Source organism: Massilia genomosp. 1 (assembly GCF_011682185.1).
Classification (GTDB): Bacteria; Pseudomonadota; Gammaproteobacteria; order Burkholderiales; family Burkholderiaceae_D; genus Telluria_A; species Telluria_A rubra.
In genome coordinates this window covers 133961-150996 of the sequence record NZ_WHJF01000001.1, presented here as the reverse complement: position 1 = coordinate 150996, position 17036 = coordinate 133961, and the positions used below count along the sequence as shown (strand labels likewise).

The 17036-nt window shown below is 67.1% G+C and carries 9 protein-coding genes; 4 read left to right on the top strand and 5 right to left on the bottom strand.

From position 1 onward, the window contains the following. Window positions 1-119 precede the first annotated feature (119 nt). The 4 genes from F1735_RS00635 to F1735_RS00620 all read left to right on the top strand — a co-directional run bounded on the left by F1735_RS00635 (window position 120) and on the right by F1735_RS00620 (window position 5439). Window positions 120-1544 (top strand): MBOAT family O-acyltransferase, encoded by a 1425-nt coding sequence (locus F1735_RS00635; protein ID WP_167235109.1) that lies wholly within the window; start codon window positions 120-122, stop codon window positions 1542-1544. 1 nt (window position 1545) lies between these two features. Then, window positions 1546-2748 carry a hypothetical protein gene (locus F1735_RS00630; RefSeq protein WP_167235108.1) on the top strand — a complete coding sequence of 401 codons (1203 nt, stop codon included), beginning with the start codon at window positions 1546-1548 and terminating at the stop codon, window positions 2746-2748. 68 nt (window positions 2749-2816) lie between these two features. Continuing rightward, entirely contained in the window at window positions 2817-4238 is a 1422-nt protein-coding gene (locus F1735_RS00625) for an MBOAT family O-acyltransferase (RefSeq protein ID WP_167235107.1), read from the top strand. Window positions 4239-4260: 22 nt separating this feature from the next. Next, the gene (locus F1735_RS00620) at window positions 4261-5439 is read left to right on the top strand and encodes a hypothetical protein (protein ID WP_167235106.1); all 1179 of its coding nucleotides are present in this window, start codon (window positions 4261-4263) and stop codon (window positions 5437-5439) included. A gap of 62 nt (window positions 5440-5501) precedes the next feature. On the opposite strand, the gene F1735_RS00615 is transcribed toward F1735_RS00620, so the two are convergent. From F1735_RS00615 to F1735_RS00595, 5 genes are all read right to left on the bottom strand, one after another. Then, window positions 5502-9275 (bottom strand): glycosyltransferase, encoded by a 3774-nt coding sequence (locus F1735_RS00615; RefSeq protein WP_167235105.1) that lies wholly within the window; start codon window positions 9273-9275, stop codon window positions 5502-5504. Beyond that, entirely contained in the window at window positions 9275-10711 is a 1437-nt protein-coding gene (locus F1735_RS00610; protein ID WP_167235104.1) for a class I SAM-dependent methyltransferase, read from the bottom strand. Before F1735_RS00610 ends, F1735_RS00615 begins: the two co-directional genes overlap by 1 nt. Next, entirely contained in the window at window positions 10708-11928 is a 1221-nt protein-coding gene (locus F1735_RS00605) for an ABC transporter ATP-binding protein (protein WP_167235103.1), read from the bottom strand. The genes F1735_RS00610 and F1735_RS00605 overlap by 4 nt, the downstream gene beginning before the upstream one ends. Next, the gene (locus tag F1735_RS00600; RefSeq protein WP_308626267.1) at window positions 11928-12728 is read right to left on the bottom strand and encodes an ABC transporter permease; all 801 of its coding nucleotides are present in this window, start codon (window positions 12726-12728) and stop codon (window positions 11928-11930) included. Before F1735_RS00600 ends, F1735_RS00605 begins: the two co-directional genes overlap by 1 nt. 319 nt (window positions 12729-13047) lie before the next feature. Next, on the bottom strand, window positions 13048-16875 hold the full coding sequence (locus tag F1735_RS00595; protein ID WP_167235102.1) for an Ig-like domain-containing protein: 3828 nt from the start codon (window positions 16873-16875) through the stop codon (window positions 13048-13050). Window positions 16876-17036: the final 161 nt, after the last annotated feature.

Sequence of the window (17036 nt, the reverse complement as noted above, 5' to 3'; positions counted from 1 at the left end):
GCGCGTGATTCTTGTGATTACTATTTGGCAACTTTTGATTTTTTACAACAAGGCGATGCTATAATCGCGCGCTTATCCGGCGCCGCCATCGCCGCCGTTTTTATCTGACGAGACATCTCATGGTTTTCAGTTCGGCCGTCTTCCTGTTCTATTTCTTCCCCTGCTTCCTGCTGCTGTATTACGTTTTGCCGTGGAAAAATGCCGTCCTGCTGATCGGCAGCCTGGTGTTCTACGCCTGGGGCGAGCCGCGCTTCGTGCCGCTGCTGATGCTCTCGGCCTTCCTCAACTACAGCTTCGGCTACCTGATCGCGCGCGCCGGCGGCCAGCGCAAGGTCTTGCTGGGCCTGGGGATCGGGCTGAACCTGGCGATGCTGGGCTATTACAAATACCTGGGCTTTTTCGCCGGCATCCTGAACGCCGTCGGCCTGCGCGAAGGCGCGTTGCCGGCCATCGTGCTGCCGCTGGGGATATCGTTTTTCGTGTTCCAGGGCATTTCCTACCTGATCGACGTGTACCGCCGCGACATTAGCGCGCAAAGCAGCTTCCTGCGCTTTGCCATGTACAAGGCCATGTTCCCGCAACTGATCGCCGGCCCGATCGTGCGCTACCGCCAGATCGCCGGCGAAGTCGACCAGCGTTCGCTCACGAACGAACGGATCTGGATGGGATTTCGCCTGTTCGTGCTGGGCATGGCGCAAAAAGTGCTGATCGCCAATTACGTCGCCTTGCCGGCCGACCGCATCTTCGCCGTCGACCCGTCCAGGCTCGACGCGCCCGGCGCCTGGGTCGGCATCGCCTGCTACACGATCCAGATCCTGTTCGACTTCGCCGGTTACTCGAACATGGCGATCGGCATCGGCCACATGCTCGGCTTTAGCTATCCACCCAACTTCAACCGCCCGTATGCGGCCACCTCGATCACCGATTTCTGGCGCCGCTGGCACATCAGCCTGTCGAGCTGGTTCCGCGATTACCTGTACATTCCGCTGGGCGGCAACCGCGCTTCGCCAGTGCGCACTTACTTCAACCTGGCGCTGGTGTTCTTCCTGTGCGGCCTGTGGCACGGTGCGGCCTGGACCTTTGTCATCTGGGGCCTGTGGCACGGCGCCCTGCTGGTGCTCGAACGCCTGGGCGGCGCGGCCCTGCTGGCGCGCCTGCCCGGTGTGGTGGGACAAGCCTGGACCATGCTGTGCGTGATGGTCGGCTGGGTGTTCTTCCGCGCCGACAACGTGCCGTACGCGCTCAAGTACCTCGGCAGCATGTCCGGCGCCTACGATGGCGTGGCCGCGCTGCACCCGTGGCAGCACGACCTCACCCGCACCGCGGCGTGCGCGCTGGCGATCGGCATCGTGCTCGCTTGCTGGCGCCTGCGGCCGAAGGCGGGCGAAAAGGATGAAGCGAAGGCGGTGCCGGCCATCGTGGCGCCGCGCAGCGGCGTGCTGGTCAACGGCATCAGCGTGCTGGCCACCACCGCGCTGGCGCTGCTGTGCATCGCCAGCCTGGCGGCGGGCACCTACAATCCCTTCATCTATTTCAGGTTCTGACATGCGGCCGACCGTGTTTGCGCGCATCGGCCGGCACAGCGCCAAGGCCATCATCATTGGCTTGCTGGCGGTGCCGGCCTGCCTGTCGCTGCAGGCCCTGAGCCTGCCGGACGACCCCAACCTGGCGCCGCTGCCGCCGCGTCCGCACAGCTTCGGGGAACTGGTGGAACTGCCGCCCAAGGTGACGGCGTGGGTGAGCGATCACTTCGGTTTTCGCGCCAACTTCATCATGGCCGACAACATCGTGCGCTTCAAGCTGTTTCACGAGTTTCCCACGGTGCAGGTGGCGTACGGCCAGCACGGGCGCTATTTCATGGCGGCGCACGCCAAGAACGCCGGTCCCTACCAGGCCATGACGGCGGTGTGCGGCAAGGGCAAGGCCACCGACGCCACCATTCCCTACCTGAACAAGCTGTTTAGCACCTTCCACGCGGCCGGACTGGACCCCAAACTGCTGGTGGTGGCCTCGTCCCCGGCAGTGTATCCGCAGGATGTGCCGCGCAGCCTGGTGGCCGAATGCAGCAGCAGCGACACGGCGGCCGCGCGGGTGCTGGCCGCGCCCGAGCTGCTGCCCGAAGCACGCCGCTCGATCTTGTATCCGCTCAAGGAAATGCGCGAGATCGCCAAGAATGCGACCCTGTTTCCCAAGACCTGGTTCCACTGGGCCGGCGATGGCCTGGACCAGGTCGCGCGCCTGTCCCTGACCGCGTTCTGGCAGACCCCGCTGGACCAGCCGCCGCTCAAGGTGTACAAGCACATCGGCGACTCGGACCTCGGGCACATGATCATCGGCATCAAGCTCACGAGCGAACTGATCGAGCCGAACTTTGAAGCTTCCGGCATCAAGGCCTGTTTCGGCCCGGACTGCTATCCCGAGATCGAGGGCGTCGGCCGCGTGCTGGGCGACATCAGCCGCTTCCACAACCCGAACGCGCCCAAGCGCCGCCTGTTGATCCTGTCGGATTCGTTCGGGCAGAAGGCTTCGCAGTGGTACGCCCGCTATTATGGCGAGGTCGAGCATTTTTGCACCAGCCATACCGCCAAGCTGACGCCGCAACAGGTCGAAGCGATGAAGGCGTATATCTACCGCAACCGGGCCGACACCGACATCCTGCTCCTGTATCACGACGGTGGCGCCATGTATGACGTACTGCGCCTCGGGACCGAGCCGATCCTGCCGGGCGCGCCGGCGCCCAAGGCCTGACCCCCGGTCCGCCCGGGTCAATTTTTAGCACCACCCCGCCGCCGCGGTTTTCTTCTGACGAGACACCCATGGTTTTCAGTTCAGCCGTTTTCCTGTTCTACTTCTTCCCCTGCTTCCTGCTGCTGTATTACCTGCTGCCGTGGAAAAACGCCGTCCTGCTGATCGGCAGCCTGGTGTTTTACGCCTGGGGCGAGCCGCGCTTCGTGCCGCTGCTGATGCTGTCGGCCTTCCTCAACTACAGCTTCGGCTGGCTGATCGCGCGCGCCGGCGGCCAGCGCAAGGCCTTGCTGGGCCTGGGGATCGGGCTGAACCTGGCGATGCTGGGCTATTACAAATACCTGGGCTTTTTCGCCGGCATCCTGAACGCCATCGGCCTGCGCGAAGGCGCGTTGCCGGCCATCGTGCTGCCGCTGGGGATTTCGTTTTTCGTGTTCCAGGGCATTTCCTACCTGATCGACGTGTACCGCCGCGACATCGCCGCGCAAAGCAGCTTCCTGCGCTTCGCCATGTACAAGGCCATGTTCCCGCAACTGATCGCCGGCCCGATCGTGCGCTACCGCCAGATCGCCCACGAAGTCGACCAGCGCAGCATCAGCAACGCGCGCCTGTGGATGGGGTTTCGCCTGTTCGTGCTGGGCCTGGCGCAAAAGGTGCTGATCGCCAATTCCGTGGGACAGGCCGCCGACCACGTCTTCGCCATCGATCCCGCCCAGCTCGACGCGCCGGCGGCCTGGATCGGCATCGCCTGCTATGCAATCCAGATCCTGTTCGACTTTGCCGGTTACTCCAGCATGGCGATCGGGATCGGCCACATGCTCGGCTTTAGCTATCCGCCCAACTTCAAGCGCCCGTACTCGGCCACCTCGATCACCGATTTCTGGCGCCGCTGGCACATCAGCCTGTCGAGCTGGTTCCGCGATTACCTGTACATTCCGCTGGGTGGCAACCGCGCTTCGCCCTTGCGCACCTACTTCAACCTGGCGCTGGTGTTCTTCCTGTGCGGCCTGTGGCATGGCGCGGCCTGGACCTTCGTGATCTGGGGCCTGTGGCACGGCGCCCTGCTGGTATTGGAGCGCCTGGGCGGCGCGGCCCTGCTGGCGCGCCTGCCCGCCATCGTCGGCCAGGCCTGGACCCTGCTGTGCGTGATGATCGGCTGGGTGTTTTTCCGCGCCAACGATGTGCCGCATGCGCTCAATTACCTGGGCAGCATGTTCGGCGCCCATGTCGAGCAGGTCCATGCGCATTCGTGGCGCATGGATGTCGGCACCAGCGCGCTGCTGGCGCTGGTGGTGGGCACCTTGCTGGCCTGCTGGCGCTGGCGCGCTGCGCAGCCGGCGTCGCCCGGGGCGGCGAGCGCGGCCCCGGGCGCGCGCCTGCCGGCCGTGCTGGTGCATGGCGGCCATGCGCTGCTGACCGCGGCGCTGGCGCTGCTGTGCATCGCCAGCCTGGCGGCCGGCACCTACAATCCCTTCATCTATTTCAGGTTCTGACATGCGCAACCCTGTTCTCGCAATGCTTGGCCGAAATGCCGGCAAGTTCGCCGTGGTGGCCCTGCTGTCGGTCCCGGCCGTGATGTCGGTCTACACCGCGCGCACCAGGCCGCCCGACCCCAACCTGGCGCAGCTGCCGGCGCGCCCCGCGACCACTGCCCAATTGCTGGAAGCGCCGCCCAAGCTCGACGCCTGGATCAACGACCATTTCGGTTACCGGGTCGAGCTGCTCAAGTTGAACAACCGCATGCGCTTCAAGCTGTTCCGCGAATTTCCGACGGTGCAGATGGCGGCCGGGCGCCACGGGCGCTACTTCCTGGCGGCCCACGGCACCAACATGCCGCCGTTCCAGGCGGTGATGGCGGCCTGCGGCGGCACGCCCGCGCGCGCCTCGACCATCCCGCACCTGAACCGCATGTTCAGCGCCTTCCACCAGGCCGGCCTGGCGCCCAAGCTGATGGTGGTGCCCTCGGCGCCGGTGGTGTATCCGGAAGACGTGCCGCGCTTCCTGGAGCGCGCCTGCGCCAGCCCCGACACGGCGACCGCCGGCGTGCTGGCCTCGCCGCAACTGGAGCAGCCGGCCAGGGAGAACATGTATTATCCGGTGCGCGAAATGCGCGAGATCAAGAAGAGCGCGCTGCTGTTCCCGAAAACCTGGTTCCACTGGACCGGCGACGGCCTGGACCAGGTGGCGCGCGCCAGCCTGACCCATTTCTGGCAGCGTCCGCTCGACCAGGCGCCGGTCCTGGCGACCAAAAAATACATGCATCACTCGGACGTGTCGCACCTGTTCGATGGCGTACTGCTGGAAAGCGAGATCATCGAACCCGACCTGGAAGCGTCGCAGGTCAAGGGTTGCTGGGGCGGCGATTGCTATCCCGAAATCGCGGAGGTGGCGGGAAAGTTGCGCGACATCAGCCGCTTCAGCAATCCCAGGGCGCCGGCGCGGCGCCTGCTGATCATCTCGGACTCGTTCGGCTCGAAGGTGTCGGCCTGGTATGCGCGCTATTACGGCACGGTGGAGCAGTTCGCCACCAATAACGCCGACCAGCTCACGCCCGAACAGATCCTGACCTTCACGAACTATCTGTACCGCGACCCCGGCAATACCGACATCCTGATCCTGTACCACGACGCCGGCGCCATGTTCGACGTGCTGCGCTTTGGCACCGAGCGGCTGTTGCCGGCGCCCAAGGCTTAGTGTTTGTCCGCTAGCTTGCTTGGCTTGCTGCTTGATCCGGTCAGCGCAATGCGTTGTTTGTTCTATCCCTTGTCGCCCGCGCTCCACAGCAGATCGCCGCCGCGCCCGTCGAGCACCGCCAGCAGCTGGCCGGCATTGTCGCGCCAGGTGATCCACGGCATGCCGGCCGAATCGGGCTCGGTGCCGGCGCTGCGCTGGGCCAGCCAGGCGCGCAGCGCCTGCGCCAGCTCGGTCCCGTGCATGCCGCTGAAGTAAGCCGCGTGCGTGCCGGCCACCTCGCGAAACACCGGCAGGTCGCGCGCCAGCAGCGGCAAGCCGTAACGCGCCGCTTCGATCAGCGGCAGGCCGAAGCCTTCCCCTTCGCTCGGCACCAGCAGGCAGGAACTGGACTGGTACAGCGCCTGCAACTGGGCGTCGCCGATCCCTTGCAGCCATTCCAGGCGCTTGCCCAGTTCCGCGTGGCCGCGCAGGCGTTCGACGATGCGCGGAATGGTGCGCCGCGCCGCTTGCGGCAGCGGGGTCCAGCCTTCCGCGCCGACGATCACCAGGCGCGCGTCGATCCCTTCGCGCCACAGCACCTCGAAGGCGTCGAGCGCCTGCAGGTGGCCCTTGCGCGGCTCGATCGTGCCGACCATCAGGAACGTGGCCGGGCCGTCGCGGCGCGCGCTGGCGGGGGCGGCGGGCGCCACCTGCGCGCCGATATCGGCCCCGTGGTGCAGCACCGCCAGCTTGAGCGGGCCGCGCAGCTCCAGGGGCGCGCTCACCTGCGCCAGCCAGTCCTGCAGTTCGCTCCTGACCGCGCCTGAAATGCACAGCAGGCGGTCGGCGTTGGCCGCCACGCACGCCAGCCAGGCGCCATGGCTGGCGTGCGCGCCCTCCGGGAAGAATTCGGGACGCAGCACCGGCAGCAGGTCGTGGATCAAGAAGGTGACGTCGACCCCGCGCGCGCGCCAGGCCGCGAACAGGCCTTCGCGCGCCGCCGCCAGCACCGCGTCGGGCGCATAGTCGGCGCAGTAAAAACGGTCGCCCGCGTTCACTTCCACCGCTTCATCGGACGGCAGCGGCGAATCGATGCCGTACAGGCCGCGCGCATACTCGCGCGCATAGCGGTATTCGGTGCGGCCATTGTGCTCGGCCAGGTAGACCGGTTCGATGCGCAGGCCCGGTTCGAGGCGCGCCAGCAGTTCGGTCAACTGCATGCGCACCACCCGTTCGATGCCGGTGTTGAGGCCGTGGCGCGCGGTCGAGGTGACGTCGACCAGCAACTGGCGCGGCGCCAGCGCCTCGGGCGCGGCGGCGATGCATTGGGCGCTCATGCGCACCAGCGCGTCGTCATTGTGCAGCGCCGGCTGGGCCGCCAGCGCGCCCATCAGGGCCGCGCGCGAGCCAGGCGCGCCGGCATAGGCTTCTTCGATGGCCTGCGCGTACAGGGCGGCGCAATGGGCCGGGCTATGCACCGTGTGCAGCAGCGCGCGCGCGCGTTCGCCCAGCGCGGCGCGGCGCGCCGGGTCGGCATGCAAGCCTTCCAGCGCAGCGCGCAACTGGTCCTGGGTGAACAGGTCGGGCAGGCCCCACACCGTGTCGGGCGGCAGTTCGGCCATCGAGCCGTTGGCGTTGACGATGGTCGGCAAACCGTAATTGAGGCAGTCGAGCACCGCGGCCGAGGTTTCGCCGCGCGACAGGCAGCGCAGCTGCACGCCGACATCGGCCGCTTGCAGGTACTGCTGGTAGACCGCTTCGTCGGTCCATCCGGCCACGCGCATGCGCTTGCCGCCGGCCGACAAGGTGGCGGCCACGCGCTTGCCATAGTCGCCGCCGTCGTTGGCGCCGACCAGCACCAGTTCGCAGCGCGGGTCGCGCTGCAGCGCGGAATCGATCCAGGCGTCCAGCAATTCCTGGGTATGCTTGGTGTTGGCGACAAAGCCGAAACTGCACACCAAAAACACCTCGTCGCCGATGCCGAGCGCGCGCCGGGCGCTGGCCTTGTCGCCCGGCGCGGGCAGGGCGCGCGGCAGCGGCACCACGCTCCAGTCGCCCGCCGCCAGCGGTCCGTACCAGTGGCGCGCCAGGCTGCGCGCGTGTTCGGAATGGACCACCACGCGGCGCGCCTGCTGCAGCACGGTCAGGTTGCACGGATACAGGCTGCGCGTTTCCAGCGCGCGTTCGACCTTCAGGCCGGCCAGCAGCGCGGCCATGCCGTGCGAGTGGAACAGGGCGTCGGTCCAGGCGTTGGGAATGCCGCCGGCCAGCTGCTCGTAGGCCAGCACACTGCTGATGAAGAAGTCGTGCAGCACCACCACGCCCGGATGGCGCGCCAGCATGCCGAACATGTGGCTGTGGAAGGGGCTGTTGCCGAACTGGTAGACGATGCGTTCGAACTGGCCGGCGTTCTGCTCGAACCAGGCCAGGTCGCGCCGGGGCAGGTCGGCCAGGGCCGGCGGCAGCGCGACTTTATCCTGATGCACGATCAGGTCGATCTCGTAGTGTTCCAGCATGGCTGGCAGCACTTGCGCGGCGTAGTCGGCGATGCCGGTGCGCTCGGGCGGCAGCGGCGACACGAAGGCCAGGCGCGGGCGCCGTGCCGATGCACTGGCGGATACTTCCGGCTGCGCCGCGCCAAAGCGCCGCTCGATCGCGCGCAGGGCCTTGCGCGCGCTCTCGTCCCACGAAAAGCGCTTGGCCTGGGCGCGCCCGTGCGCGCGCAGGCGTTCGCGCATGGCCGGGTCTTGCAGCACCTGGCCGATTTTTTCGGCGATCGATTGCGGGCGGTCGGCGTCGAACAGCGCTTCCTCGCAGCCCACCACTTCGGGAATGCTGGTGTTGTTGGCGCCGATGACGATCGCGCCGCAGGCCATCGCTTCGAGCGCCGGCAGGCCGAAGCCTTCGTGGCGCGACGGGAAGATGAACAGGTCGGTGATCTGGTACAGGGCAATCAGGTCGGCGTCGCTGACGTAGCCGGTCAGGATCAGGTGATCCTTTTCCATGCCGCGCTTGGCCGCGTGGGCCAGCAGGTCGGCGCGGTCGCGCTCACCGAGTTTGCTGGCGATGAGCAGCTGGTGGCTGTCGCGCAGGGCCGGCGGCAGCAGGCAGTAGGCAGTGATCAGGCCATCGATATTCTTGCGCGCGTCAAAGCCGCCCGGCGCGTACATCAGTAAACCGCGCTTGATGCCGAAGCGTGCGCGCAACTCGGCCACCTGCTTGGGCGTTTGCGCGGCGTCGGCGCAGAAGGTGTCGTCCACGGCGGTGGAGATGGCGTGTACCGACTCGGGCGCGAGCGCCAGCGCGTCGATCGCTTCCTGGCGCGAGTAGTCGGAAATGGCCAGCAGCAGGCCGGCGCTGCGCAGCGAGGCGATCTTGCGCTCGTAGTAGGCGCGCTGGATGGCGCTGCCGAGGTACGCCTCGGGATTCAAGAACGGAATCAGGTCGTACAGCACCACCGCCGTGCGTTCGGCGCCGGTGAAGGCGCCGACCGACACCACGGCGTCGTCGACGAAGCCTTCGAACAAACTGGTGACCAGCACCGCGTCCGGGCGCAACTGGGCGATGTAGTGCTCGCGCGTCAGTTCGGCGGCGCGCGCGCGGCCGCTGTTGCCCGCATCGATTTCGGCCACCGGGCCGGCGATGTCGAACACGCGGATCCGTTCGGGCGGCACCAGGCCGGCGAAGCTGCGCCGCAGGTCGATGATCGAGGCGCCCAGGGCGCCGTTGAGTACCAGCCAGATCTCGTGTTCGCCGGCGTTGCGCGCCACGCCCAGCGCCAGGGCCAGCGAATAGCGGCCGATGCCGCGAAAACGGCTTTCCGACTGGGCGCCCTGGAGGTCGATCACAATGCGCATCAGTTCTTCCTTGAGTCGATAGCTTGTTTGAGTTCTTGGTAGATGCGCTGCGCGCGCGGCGTCAGGTCCAGCACGCTGGTGCTGGGCGGGAACGGCGCCGGGGGCGGCGGCGGCGGGTTGTTGCCGCGCCTGAGCACCCCGTACAGGCGCGCGTGCAGGCCGGGGAAGCGGCGCAGCACGGCCAGTGCGGTGCGCTTGGCGCGCGGACGGCGCAGCAGGGCGCGCATCAGCGCCAGCAGCGGCGGCGTGACGCGGCGCTTGATGCCGGGCCCGATGCGGCCCTCGCGCACGGCGTTGCGCAGGCGGCGCGCGTAGCCGGTGACGATCCGCAGCGGCGCGGTGACGCGCCACGAGGTGCTGTCTTGCAGTTCCTCGACGCGGCGCTGGTGCTGCGCGGCGCGCTCTTCGGCCGCGCCGACGCGCTGGGCCAGCGCATCGAATTTTTCCTGGACCGCCGCCTGGGTTTGCTCGGCCAGCTGCGCGTGCTCCAGCAACCGGGCTTGCAGCTGCGGCACGCTGTGCAGCGTGGGCGCGGCCTCGTCGTGGCGGCGGCGGTTGTCTTCGACGCCGTCGGCGATGCGCGCCAGGCCCTTGTGCAGGATGTCGAGCGCTTCGATGTCGGCCTGCTCGCGCCGCCCGACCCGGTCGCCCAGGCTGCCGAGCGCCTGGTGCAGTTCGGCGCGGCGCACGCTGTCCTGGTGTTCGAAGCGCAGCGCCAGGTCGGCCAGGGAAATACCGTAACTGGCCGCGAACGGCGCGGCGAAGGGCGCCAGCATGTCGTCCGGCGCATTGCTCTGGCCGACCACCGCGTAATCGGGGCTGACCCCGTCGAGTACATCGATCAGGCCGATCGGATTACCCTCGTGCAGCTGCGCCGCTTCCTGCAGGCGCAGCACCTTCTGGCGTGCAAAGCCGGCAAAGCCCACCACGAACTCGAGCAGGGGCGGCGGAATCGGACGCAGGTGCGAGGGGTCCATGTAGAAGCTGGACGCGCCCACCACCAGGTTTTCGGGATTCGGCGTTTCCATCACCAACAGGCCGCCCGGCAGCAGCACCCGGCGCGCTTCGCGGATCAGGTCCTGTACCATCCCGAACGGGATGTGCTCGACCAGGTGGAAGGCCGAGACCAGGGCCACGCTGGCGCCAGGCGTGGCGCGCAGCGCGGACAGGGCGTCGGTCAGTTCGACGTGCAGGCCGCGTTCGCGGCAGGCCGCCAGCATGCCGTCGTCCAGGTCCACGCCGAACGGCTTGAAGCCTTGCTCGCCCAGCAGTTCGAGCCATTCGCCGCGTCCGCAACCGAGATCGAGCACCGTGGCGCCCGGGTACAGCGCCGCCAGCGGGGCATAAAATGGTGCATATGCCGTCAGGCGCGAGGTGATCAGTTCGCGCGAACCGCGGTAGCGGTCTTCGAATGCGCGGTAAAAATTGTCGCTCATCGCAGGATCTCCACGCGCGGCTCGAGCCAGTTGGTGCCGACAAAGTATGTGCGGTTCATGTTCATGACGATGAACAGGAAGGCCAGGTCGCGCCATTCGTAGTTGCCGCCCAAATGGGTTTCGTCGCTGGTCAGGGCGGTGGTGAGCGAATAACTGCCTTCGCCCAGGTTGAACGGGAAGGCAAAACGGAAGGTAATCTCTTCGCCGGCGGCCACGTCGTGCAGGACCATGTCCATGTGGTGGGTATTCGTGCCGTACATCTGCTGGCCGAGGCGGTCCTTGATCATGTAGCCGAGCACCAGGCGCGCGACCGGCCGATGCACTTTGACCTCGATGCTCAGGGTCACGGCGGCGCCGACGTTGACCGTCTCGAGCGCGCGCCCGGCCTCGTCTTCCAGGGTGATGCGGGTCACGCTCGCTTCGCCGGTGCCGGAGCTGGTCTGGGTGCGGCCGGCCTCGGTGACGACCTGCTCGACCCCGGCGCCGTCGCGCGCGGCGATCAGGGCATTGTAGTAGTCCATCACCTGTTCCGGGCTGCCCTGGGACGCCAGGCGGCCGCCGTCGAGCAGCAGGGCGCGTTCGCAGATCGACTGGATCGCGGCGCGGTCGTGGCTGACGATGAGCAAGGTGGTGCCGAGCTTCTGGAACTGGCGGATGCGCTCGAAACTCTTGTGCTGGAACCAGGCGTCGCCGACCGACAGCGCTTCGTCCACGATCAGCACGTCGGGCCGCTTGACGGTGGCCACGCTGAAGGCCAGGCGCATCTGCATGCCCGAGGAATACACGCGCACCGGCTGGTCGATGTATTCGCCGATGTCGGCAAACGCTTCGATCTCGGGCATCAGGGCGCTGATTTCATCGACCGTCAGGCCGATCAGCTGGCCGGCCATGAAACAGTTCTGGCGTCCGCTGAAATCGGGATGGAAACCCATGCCCAGTTCGAGCAGGGCCGCCACCCGGCCGGTGATCTGGACGCTGCCGGTGGTCGGGGTGGTGGTGCCGGTGATCAGTTTGAGCAAGGTGCTCTTGCCGGCCCCGTTGATGCCGATGATGCCGACCGCTTCGCCCGGCGCGAGCTGGAAGCTGACATCCTGGATCACCCATTTGAGGCGGTGGCGCTGGCCGAGGAAGGGCAAGACCCATTCCACCAGCCGGCCCCAGCGGTTACCGTATTGTTTGTAGGCCTTGCCCAGTTGATTGACGCGTATGGTACCCATCAGAGTTCATCCACCATTTCGCCGGAGCGCTTGCGGAACAGTAAAAGACCCATCAGGCAGCACAGCACGGTGAGCACCAGGATCGGCAGCATGCTGGCCCAGTCCGGCGCGCGGCCATGCACCAGGATGGTCTGGTAGGCGCCGATCACGGCGGCCATGGGATTGAACACGAGCAGTTCGCGAATGGCTTTTGGGAGCGCCGTGACCGGGTACACGATGGGGGTGAACCAGAACCAGAATTGCAGCAGGATGCCGAAGAACTGGCCGACGTCGCGGAAAAACACATTCAACACGCCGAGCACCATGCCCAGGCCGATCGAAAACAGGATCTGCAGCGCCAGCACCGGGAACAGCAGCAGGTAGACCGCGCCGGGAAAGGTGCCGGACCAGACCAGGAAGGCGGTAAACAGGCCGAAGATGATGGCGAAGTTGACGCAGGCGTTGAGCACCACGATGATCGGCAGGCATATGCGCGGAAACTGCAGCTTCTTGATCAGGTTGGCGTTTTCGATGAACACCGTCTGCGCGCGCGTGGTGATTTCGGCGAACAGGCCCCAGGTCAGCGCCCCGGCGCACAGGTAGATGCTGTAGGCGAAGGTCGAATTGACGCCCTGCAGGCGGCTGCCCATGACTTCGGAAAAGATCACGGTGTAGACGGTGATCATGGCCAGCGGATTGAGGATGGTCCAGAGCGCGCCGAACAGGGAATTGCGGTACTTGGACTGGAATTCGCGCTTGACGCTGCCGAGCACGAAGCCGCGGTAGCGCCAGACGCCGCGGAACATCGACAGCGAGATCATGCGCGCGGGGCGCGGCGCGCGTGCAATCTGGTGGGAAGCGCAGGCGCACAGGCGGCGAACGGCAAGGTCATGGTGTGGGTCGTTTTGTTTAGCATATGGGAAATAACAGGTCGCGCCGCCGCCAGCCGGCAGGCCGGCGCCGCAACCGGTCGCGCCGCTCCGCGCCTGGTCTTGCCGGGGCTGCGGGGCGGAAGATTATAGCATGCGGCTTTTCGGCCACAACGGCGTAAAAGGCGCTGCGCGGGACGGCATGGCGCCGTCGCCGCGCCGGGGCCGGACGCATTGCGCGCCAGCCCTCCCGCCTGTTTCCGACAGTCTGCTACACGATAAAGTCCCACTGCAGCGGCGCCACCATATTGGCCGCGATTTCCGGCGAATGCAGGAATTCGTCGGCCACATGCTCCAGGCTTACCCCTTGCTCCATGGCCGCGCGCCAGAACGCGAGCCCGGCCGCATCGCTCTGGCGGCCGAAGATGTTCTGGTAGAGCAGCTCGAGGTCATGCCCGATGAAGCCGGTGAAGGGCGCCTTGTTGAGCAACTGCGCCTCGGGCGAACTGATGATCTCGAGCGCAATGTGGCCCAGGCTTACGCCGCTCTTCTCGGCCTGGGCCCAGAACTCGAAACCCTGGTAGTCGGCCTGGCGTCCCAGCACGTTTTTGTACAGCCCCGCCAGTGCGCTCTGTTCGGCGCGGTGTTCGAGCGCGATGGTGGTGTCGGCAAACACCAGGCTTTCCAGGTTGATCGCCAGGGCCGTGTGTTGCGGCTGGTCCTTGGGCGTGATGGCCACGTACGATTCGTGGCGCGCGATGGTGTAGTCGGCACTGTTGCCGATGAAAAACCCGATGTCCGCATCGAGTCCGCCATGCAGGATGGTGGGCAAGGGCGTGGCCGCCGGCTCGGCCGCCGCCGCCCGGGTGGCGCTGCCCGCCGCCCAGTTCAGGCGCAGGCTGTCGCTGCCGCCGCCGGAAAACACGTAGGCGGTATCGGCCGAGGTGCTAAATGTCTGGCTGGCGGCGTCGCCGGTCAGGATCTGGCCCTCGGTATTGCCGCTGACATTGGCGGCACCGACGATGGCGGCGAAGTTGACCGCGTTCAAGACGATCTGGCTGCCGGCCGCCAGCTTGGTGGCGTCCACTACCAGCGCCGTCGCCTGGGTCGCGCTGCTGGTGCCGGTCAGGGTCAGGGCGCCACTCGCGCTGTTGGCCCCGCCGACCGCGACGATGGTCTCGACCAGCAAGGGCAGGCTGGCGCCCAGCTTGCTCAGGAAGACCACGCCGTTGCCGGTCAGGTGAGACTGGTCGGCGGCCGGATGGCCCGGCGTGGACGCCAGGATGGCCTGGATCAGGTGCTCGGTCGAATTGCCGGCAGCCTGGCTCGGGCCGCCGCTGGCAGTCAGGCCGACGCCCGGTGCCAGCTGGGCCAGCAGCAGGTTGCCGCCGCTGCTGGTGGCCAGCGCGATGTCGGCCGTGCTGGCGCCGCCATTCGATTCGGCGCGCTCGCTCGTGATCACGGGAATGACGGTCTGGGTACCGCTGGCGCCTCCCGGCAGGGTCACTGCAACGGTCGAGACCGGCACGCCGTCGACCGTCGCCACTACCGGGACCGGGACCGGCGTCGGTGTGGGTGTGGGTGTGGGCGGCACTGGAATGTCGGGCGGCGGCGGCAGCGGCGCCGCCTCGATCAGCAGGCCCAGGACGGCACTGGCCGGCGACAGGTTGCCTGCGGCATCGCTCTGTTTCAAGGTGAGCGCATGGTAGCCGGGCGAGAGCGGCAGGGTGGTCATGCTCCACTGGCCGCCGCCATCGGCAAGTGCGGTTCCCAGCACCGTCACGCCATCGCCGTCGTACAAGGTCACGCTGGCGTTCGGCGCGGCGCTGCCAGTCAGTACTGGCGTGCCGACGTAGGTGATCTGGTCGCCGGCGACCCCGCTGTCGCTGCCGGGCGTCAGCACTGGCGCGGCCGGCGCAGCCGGCGCTTGGGTGTCGATCATCAAGCTCAGCGCGGCGCTGGCATTCGATATATTGCCGGCCGCATCGGTCTGTTTGGCGGTGAGCGTATGGCTGCCTTCGCCCAGCAGGCTGGTGACGATGCTCCAGACCCCATTCGCATTGGCAATGGCGGTGCCGAGCACGGTGCTGCCGTCGGTGTCGAACAGTTGCACGCTTGCAAATGCTTCCGCGCTGCCGCTGACTGTCGGGGTGGCGAAGCGGGTCAGGTTGTCGCCCACGGCGCCGCTGTCGCTGGGCACTGCCAGCAGCGGCGCACCCGGCGCGGCGGCGCCGCTGTCGATCACGAGCGCCAGCGTGCCGCTGGCGCTCGACACGTTGCCGGCCAGATCGGTTTGCCTGGCGCTCACCGTGTGCGGGCCGGCGGCCAGCGTGCTGCTGGTGATGCTCCAGTCGCCCTTGCCGTCGGCCACGGTGGTGCCGATCAGGGTGATGCCGTCGCTGTCGTACAGCCTGACCGCAGCGCCCGGTTCGGCCTTGCCCTCGAATACGGGGGTGGCGTTGCTGGTGATGGCGTCGGTGTCCGAGATCCCGGTGTCGGTGGCGCTGGTCATGGCCGGGACCGTGGGCGCCAGCGCGGTATGGTCGAGCACATACGTTTCGCCGCCGTTGTAGCCACCGCCGATGGGCACATTGCCGGCATTCTGGATGCCGGTGCCGCTGGCATTGAGGACGAGGCGCACGCTGCCATCGCCGCCGAGGCCGTCCACCGTCACGGTGTAGCTGGCGCCGCTGCCGGTGACCGAGGCGATGCCCGCCGCAGCCGTGCCGTTGGTGACCACGGTGAAGTCGCTGGCGTCGACCCCGGTCACGCTCTGGCTGAAGGTGACTGCGTAGCTGAGCGAGGTGGTGGCCGCCGGTACCTCGACGGCGGCACCGCCGGCGCGCACGATGGAAGTGACGCTGGGGGTATTCGTGACGTTGATGGTGAAGATCTGGAAGGCGTCGTTGCCGGCGGCATCGGTCGCCTTCAGGTAAATGTGATACGCGCCCATGGGCAGGTTCTGGCTCGCCACCAGGCCCGTCCCGGAAATGCTGAACTTGCCGTTGTCGGCGTCGATGGTGCCGTTGCCGACCGCAAAGCCGTACTGTACGCTGGTGATGTCGGTGGACGACAGCGTGGCCACCGTGCTGCCGTTGGTGGCGGCGCTGGCGTCGACCGAGGTGGTGCTCAGCGCCATGCCGACCGGACCGATGGTATCGAGGAGGTAGGCGAAGCCGCTGGAAGCCGGCGAAACGTTGCCGGCGACGTCGGTCTGTTTGGCGGTAAGCGTGTGCGATCCGGTCAGCAGGTTGCTGCTGGTGATGCTCCAGGCGCCGGCGCCGTTGGCTGTGGTCGTGCCCAGCACGGTGCTGCCGTCGCTGTCGTACAGGCGCACGCTGGCGTTGGCCTCGGCCGTGCCGGTGATGACCGGGGTGCCGGCATTGGTGATGCCGTCGCCCAGGGTGCCGCTGTCGCTGCCGGCCTGCAGCGCCAGTTGCGCCGGTGCATTGACGCTGCTGTCGATGGTCAGGGTCAGGCCGGCGCTCAGCGCCGAGGTCTGGCTGGCGCCGTTGGTCTGGGTCACTTTCAGGGTGTGGCTGCCGTCGCCCAGCAGGCTGCTGGTGAGGCTCCAGTCGCCGCTGCCGTCGGCCGTCGTGGTGGCCAGCAGGGTGGTGCCGTCGGTGTCGTACAGCTTGACCGTGGCGTTGGCCAGGGCGGTGCCGTTCAGGGTGGGGGTGCCGATATTGGTGATGCTGTCGCCCAAGGTGCCACTGTCGCTGCCACTGTCCAAGGTCGGCAAGGGCGGCGCGGCCGGACCGGGACGTCCGCCGACGACGGTGGTGCTGCTGTAGAAGGTGGCGCTGTCGGTGCCGTCCAGGCCTTGCACGGCGCTGACGTCGTTGTTGGCGCTCGGGTCTTCATAGGAAAAAGCGATGACGTCGCCGGCGGTCAATGCACTGGCGCTGAAGCTGATGTTGACGGTCTTGCTCAGGCTGTCGACCGTGAGCGCCAACAGCGTGACGCCGGTCCCGTTGATATCGACACTGAAGGCATTGAGCGGTGGCGGATGGGCGGCGTCGAGGGCGATATCGAAATACAGGGTAAAGAAATTTTCGCTGATATACCCTGTTGCGCTGGAATAGGCTGGTTGAGGCATGGAACGGTCTCCTTGCTTGTGAGTAAGGCCGGCCCGCGTATCTGCATCCTTCTCTGGCGGGTATCAGATGGAACTGATCTTACACCCGACAAATTCGTTGTTTCGTCGCACAATTGAACCTTTTGCACGGACGATGCATTCTCACCACAGCGGCAAGCGCC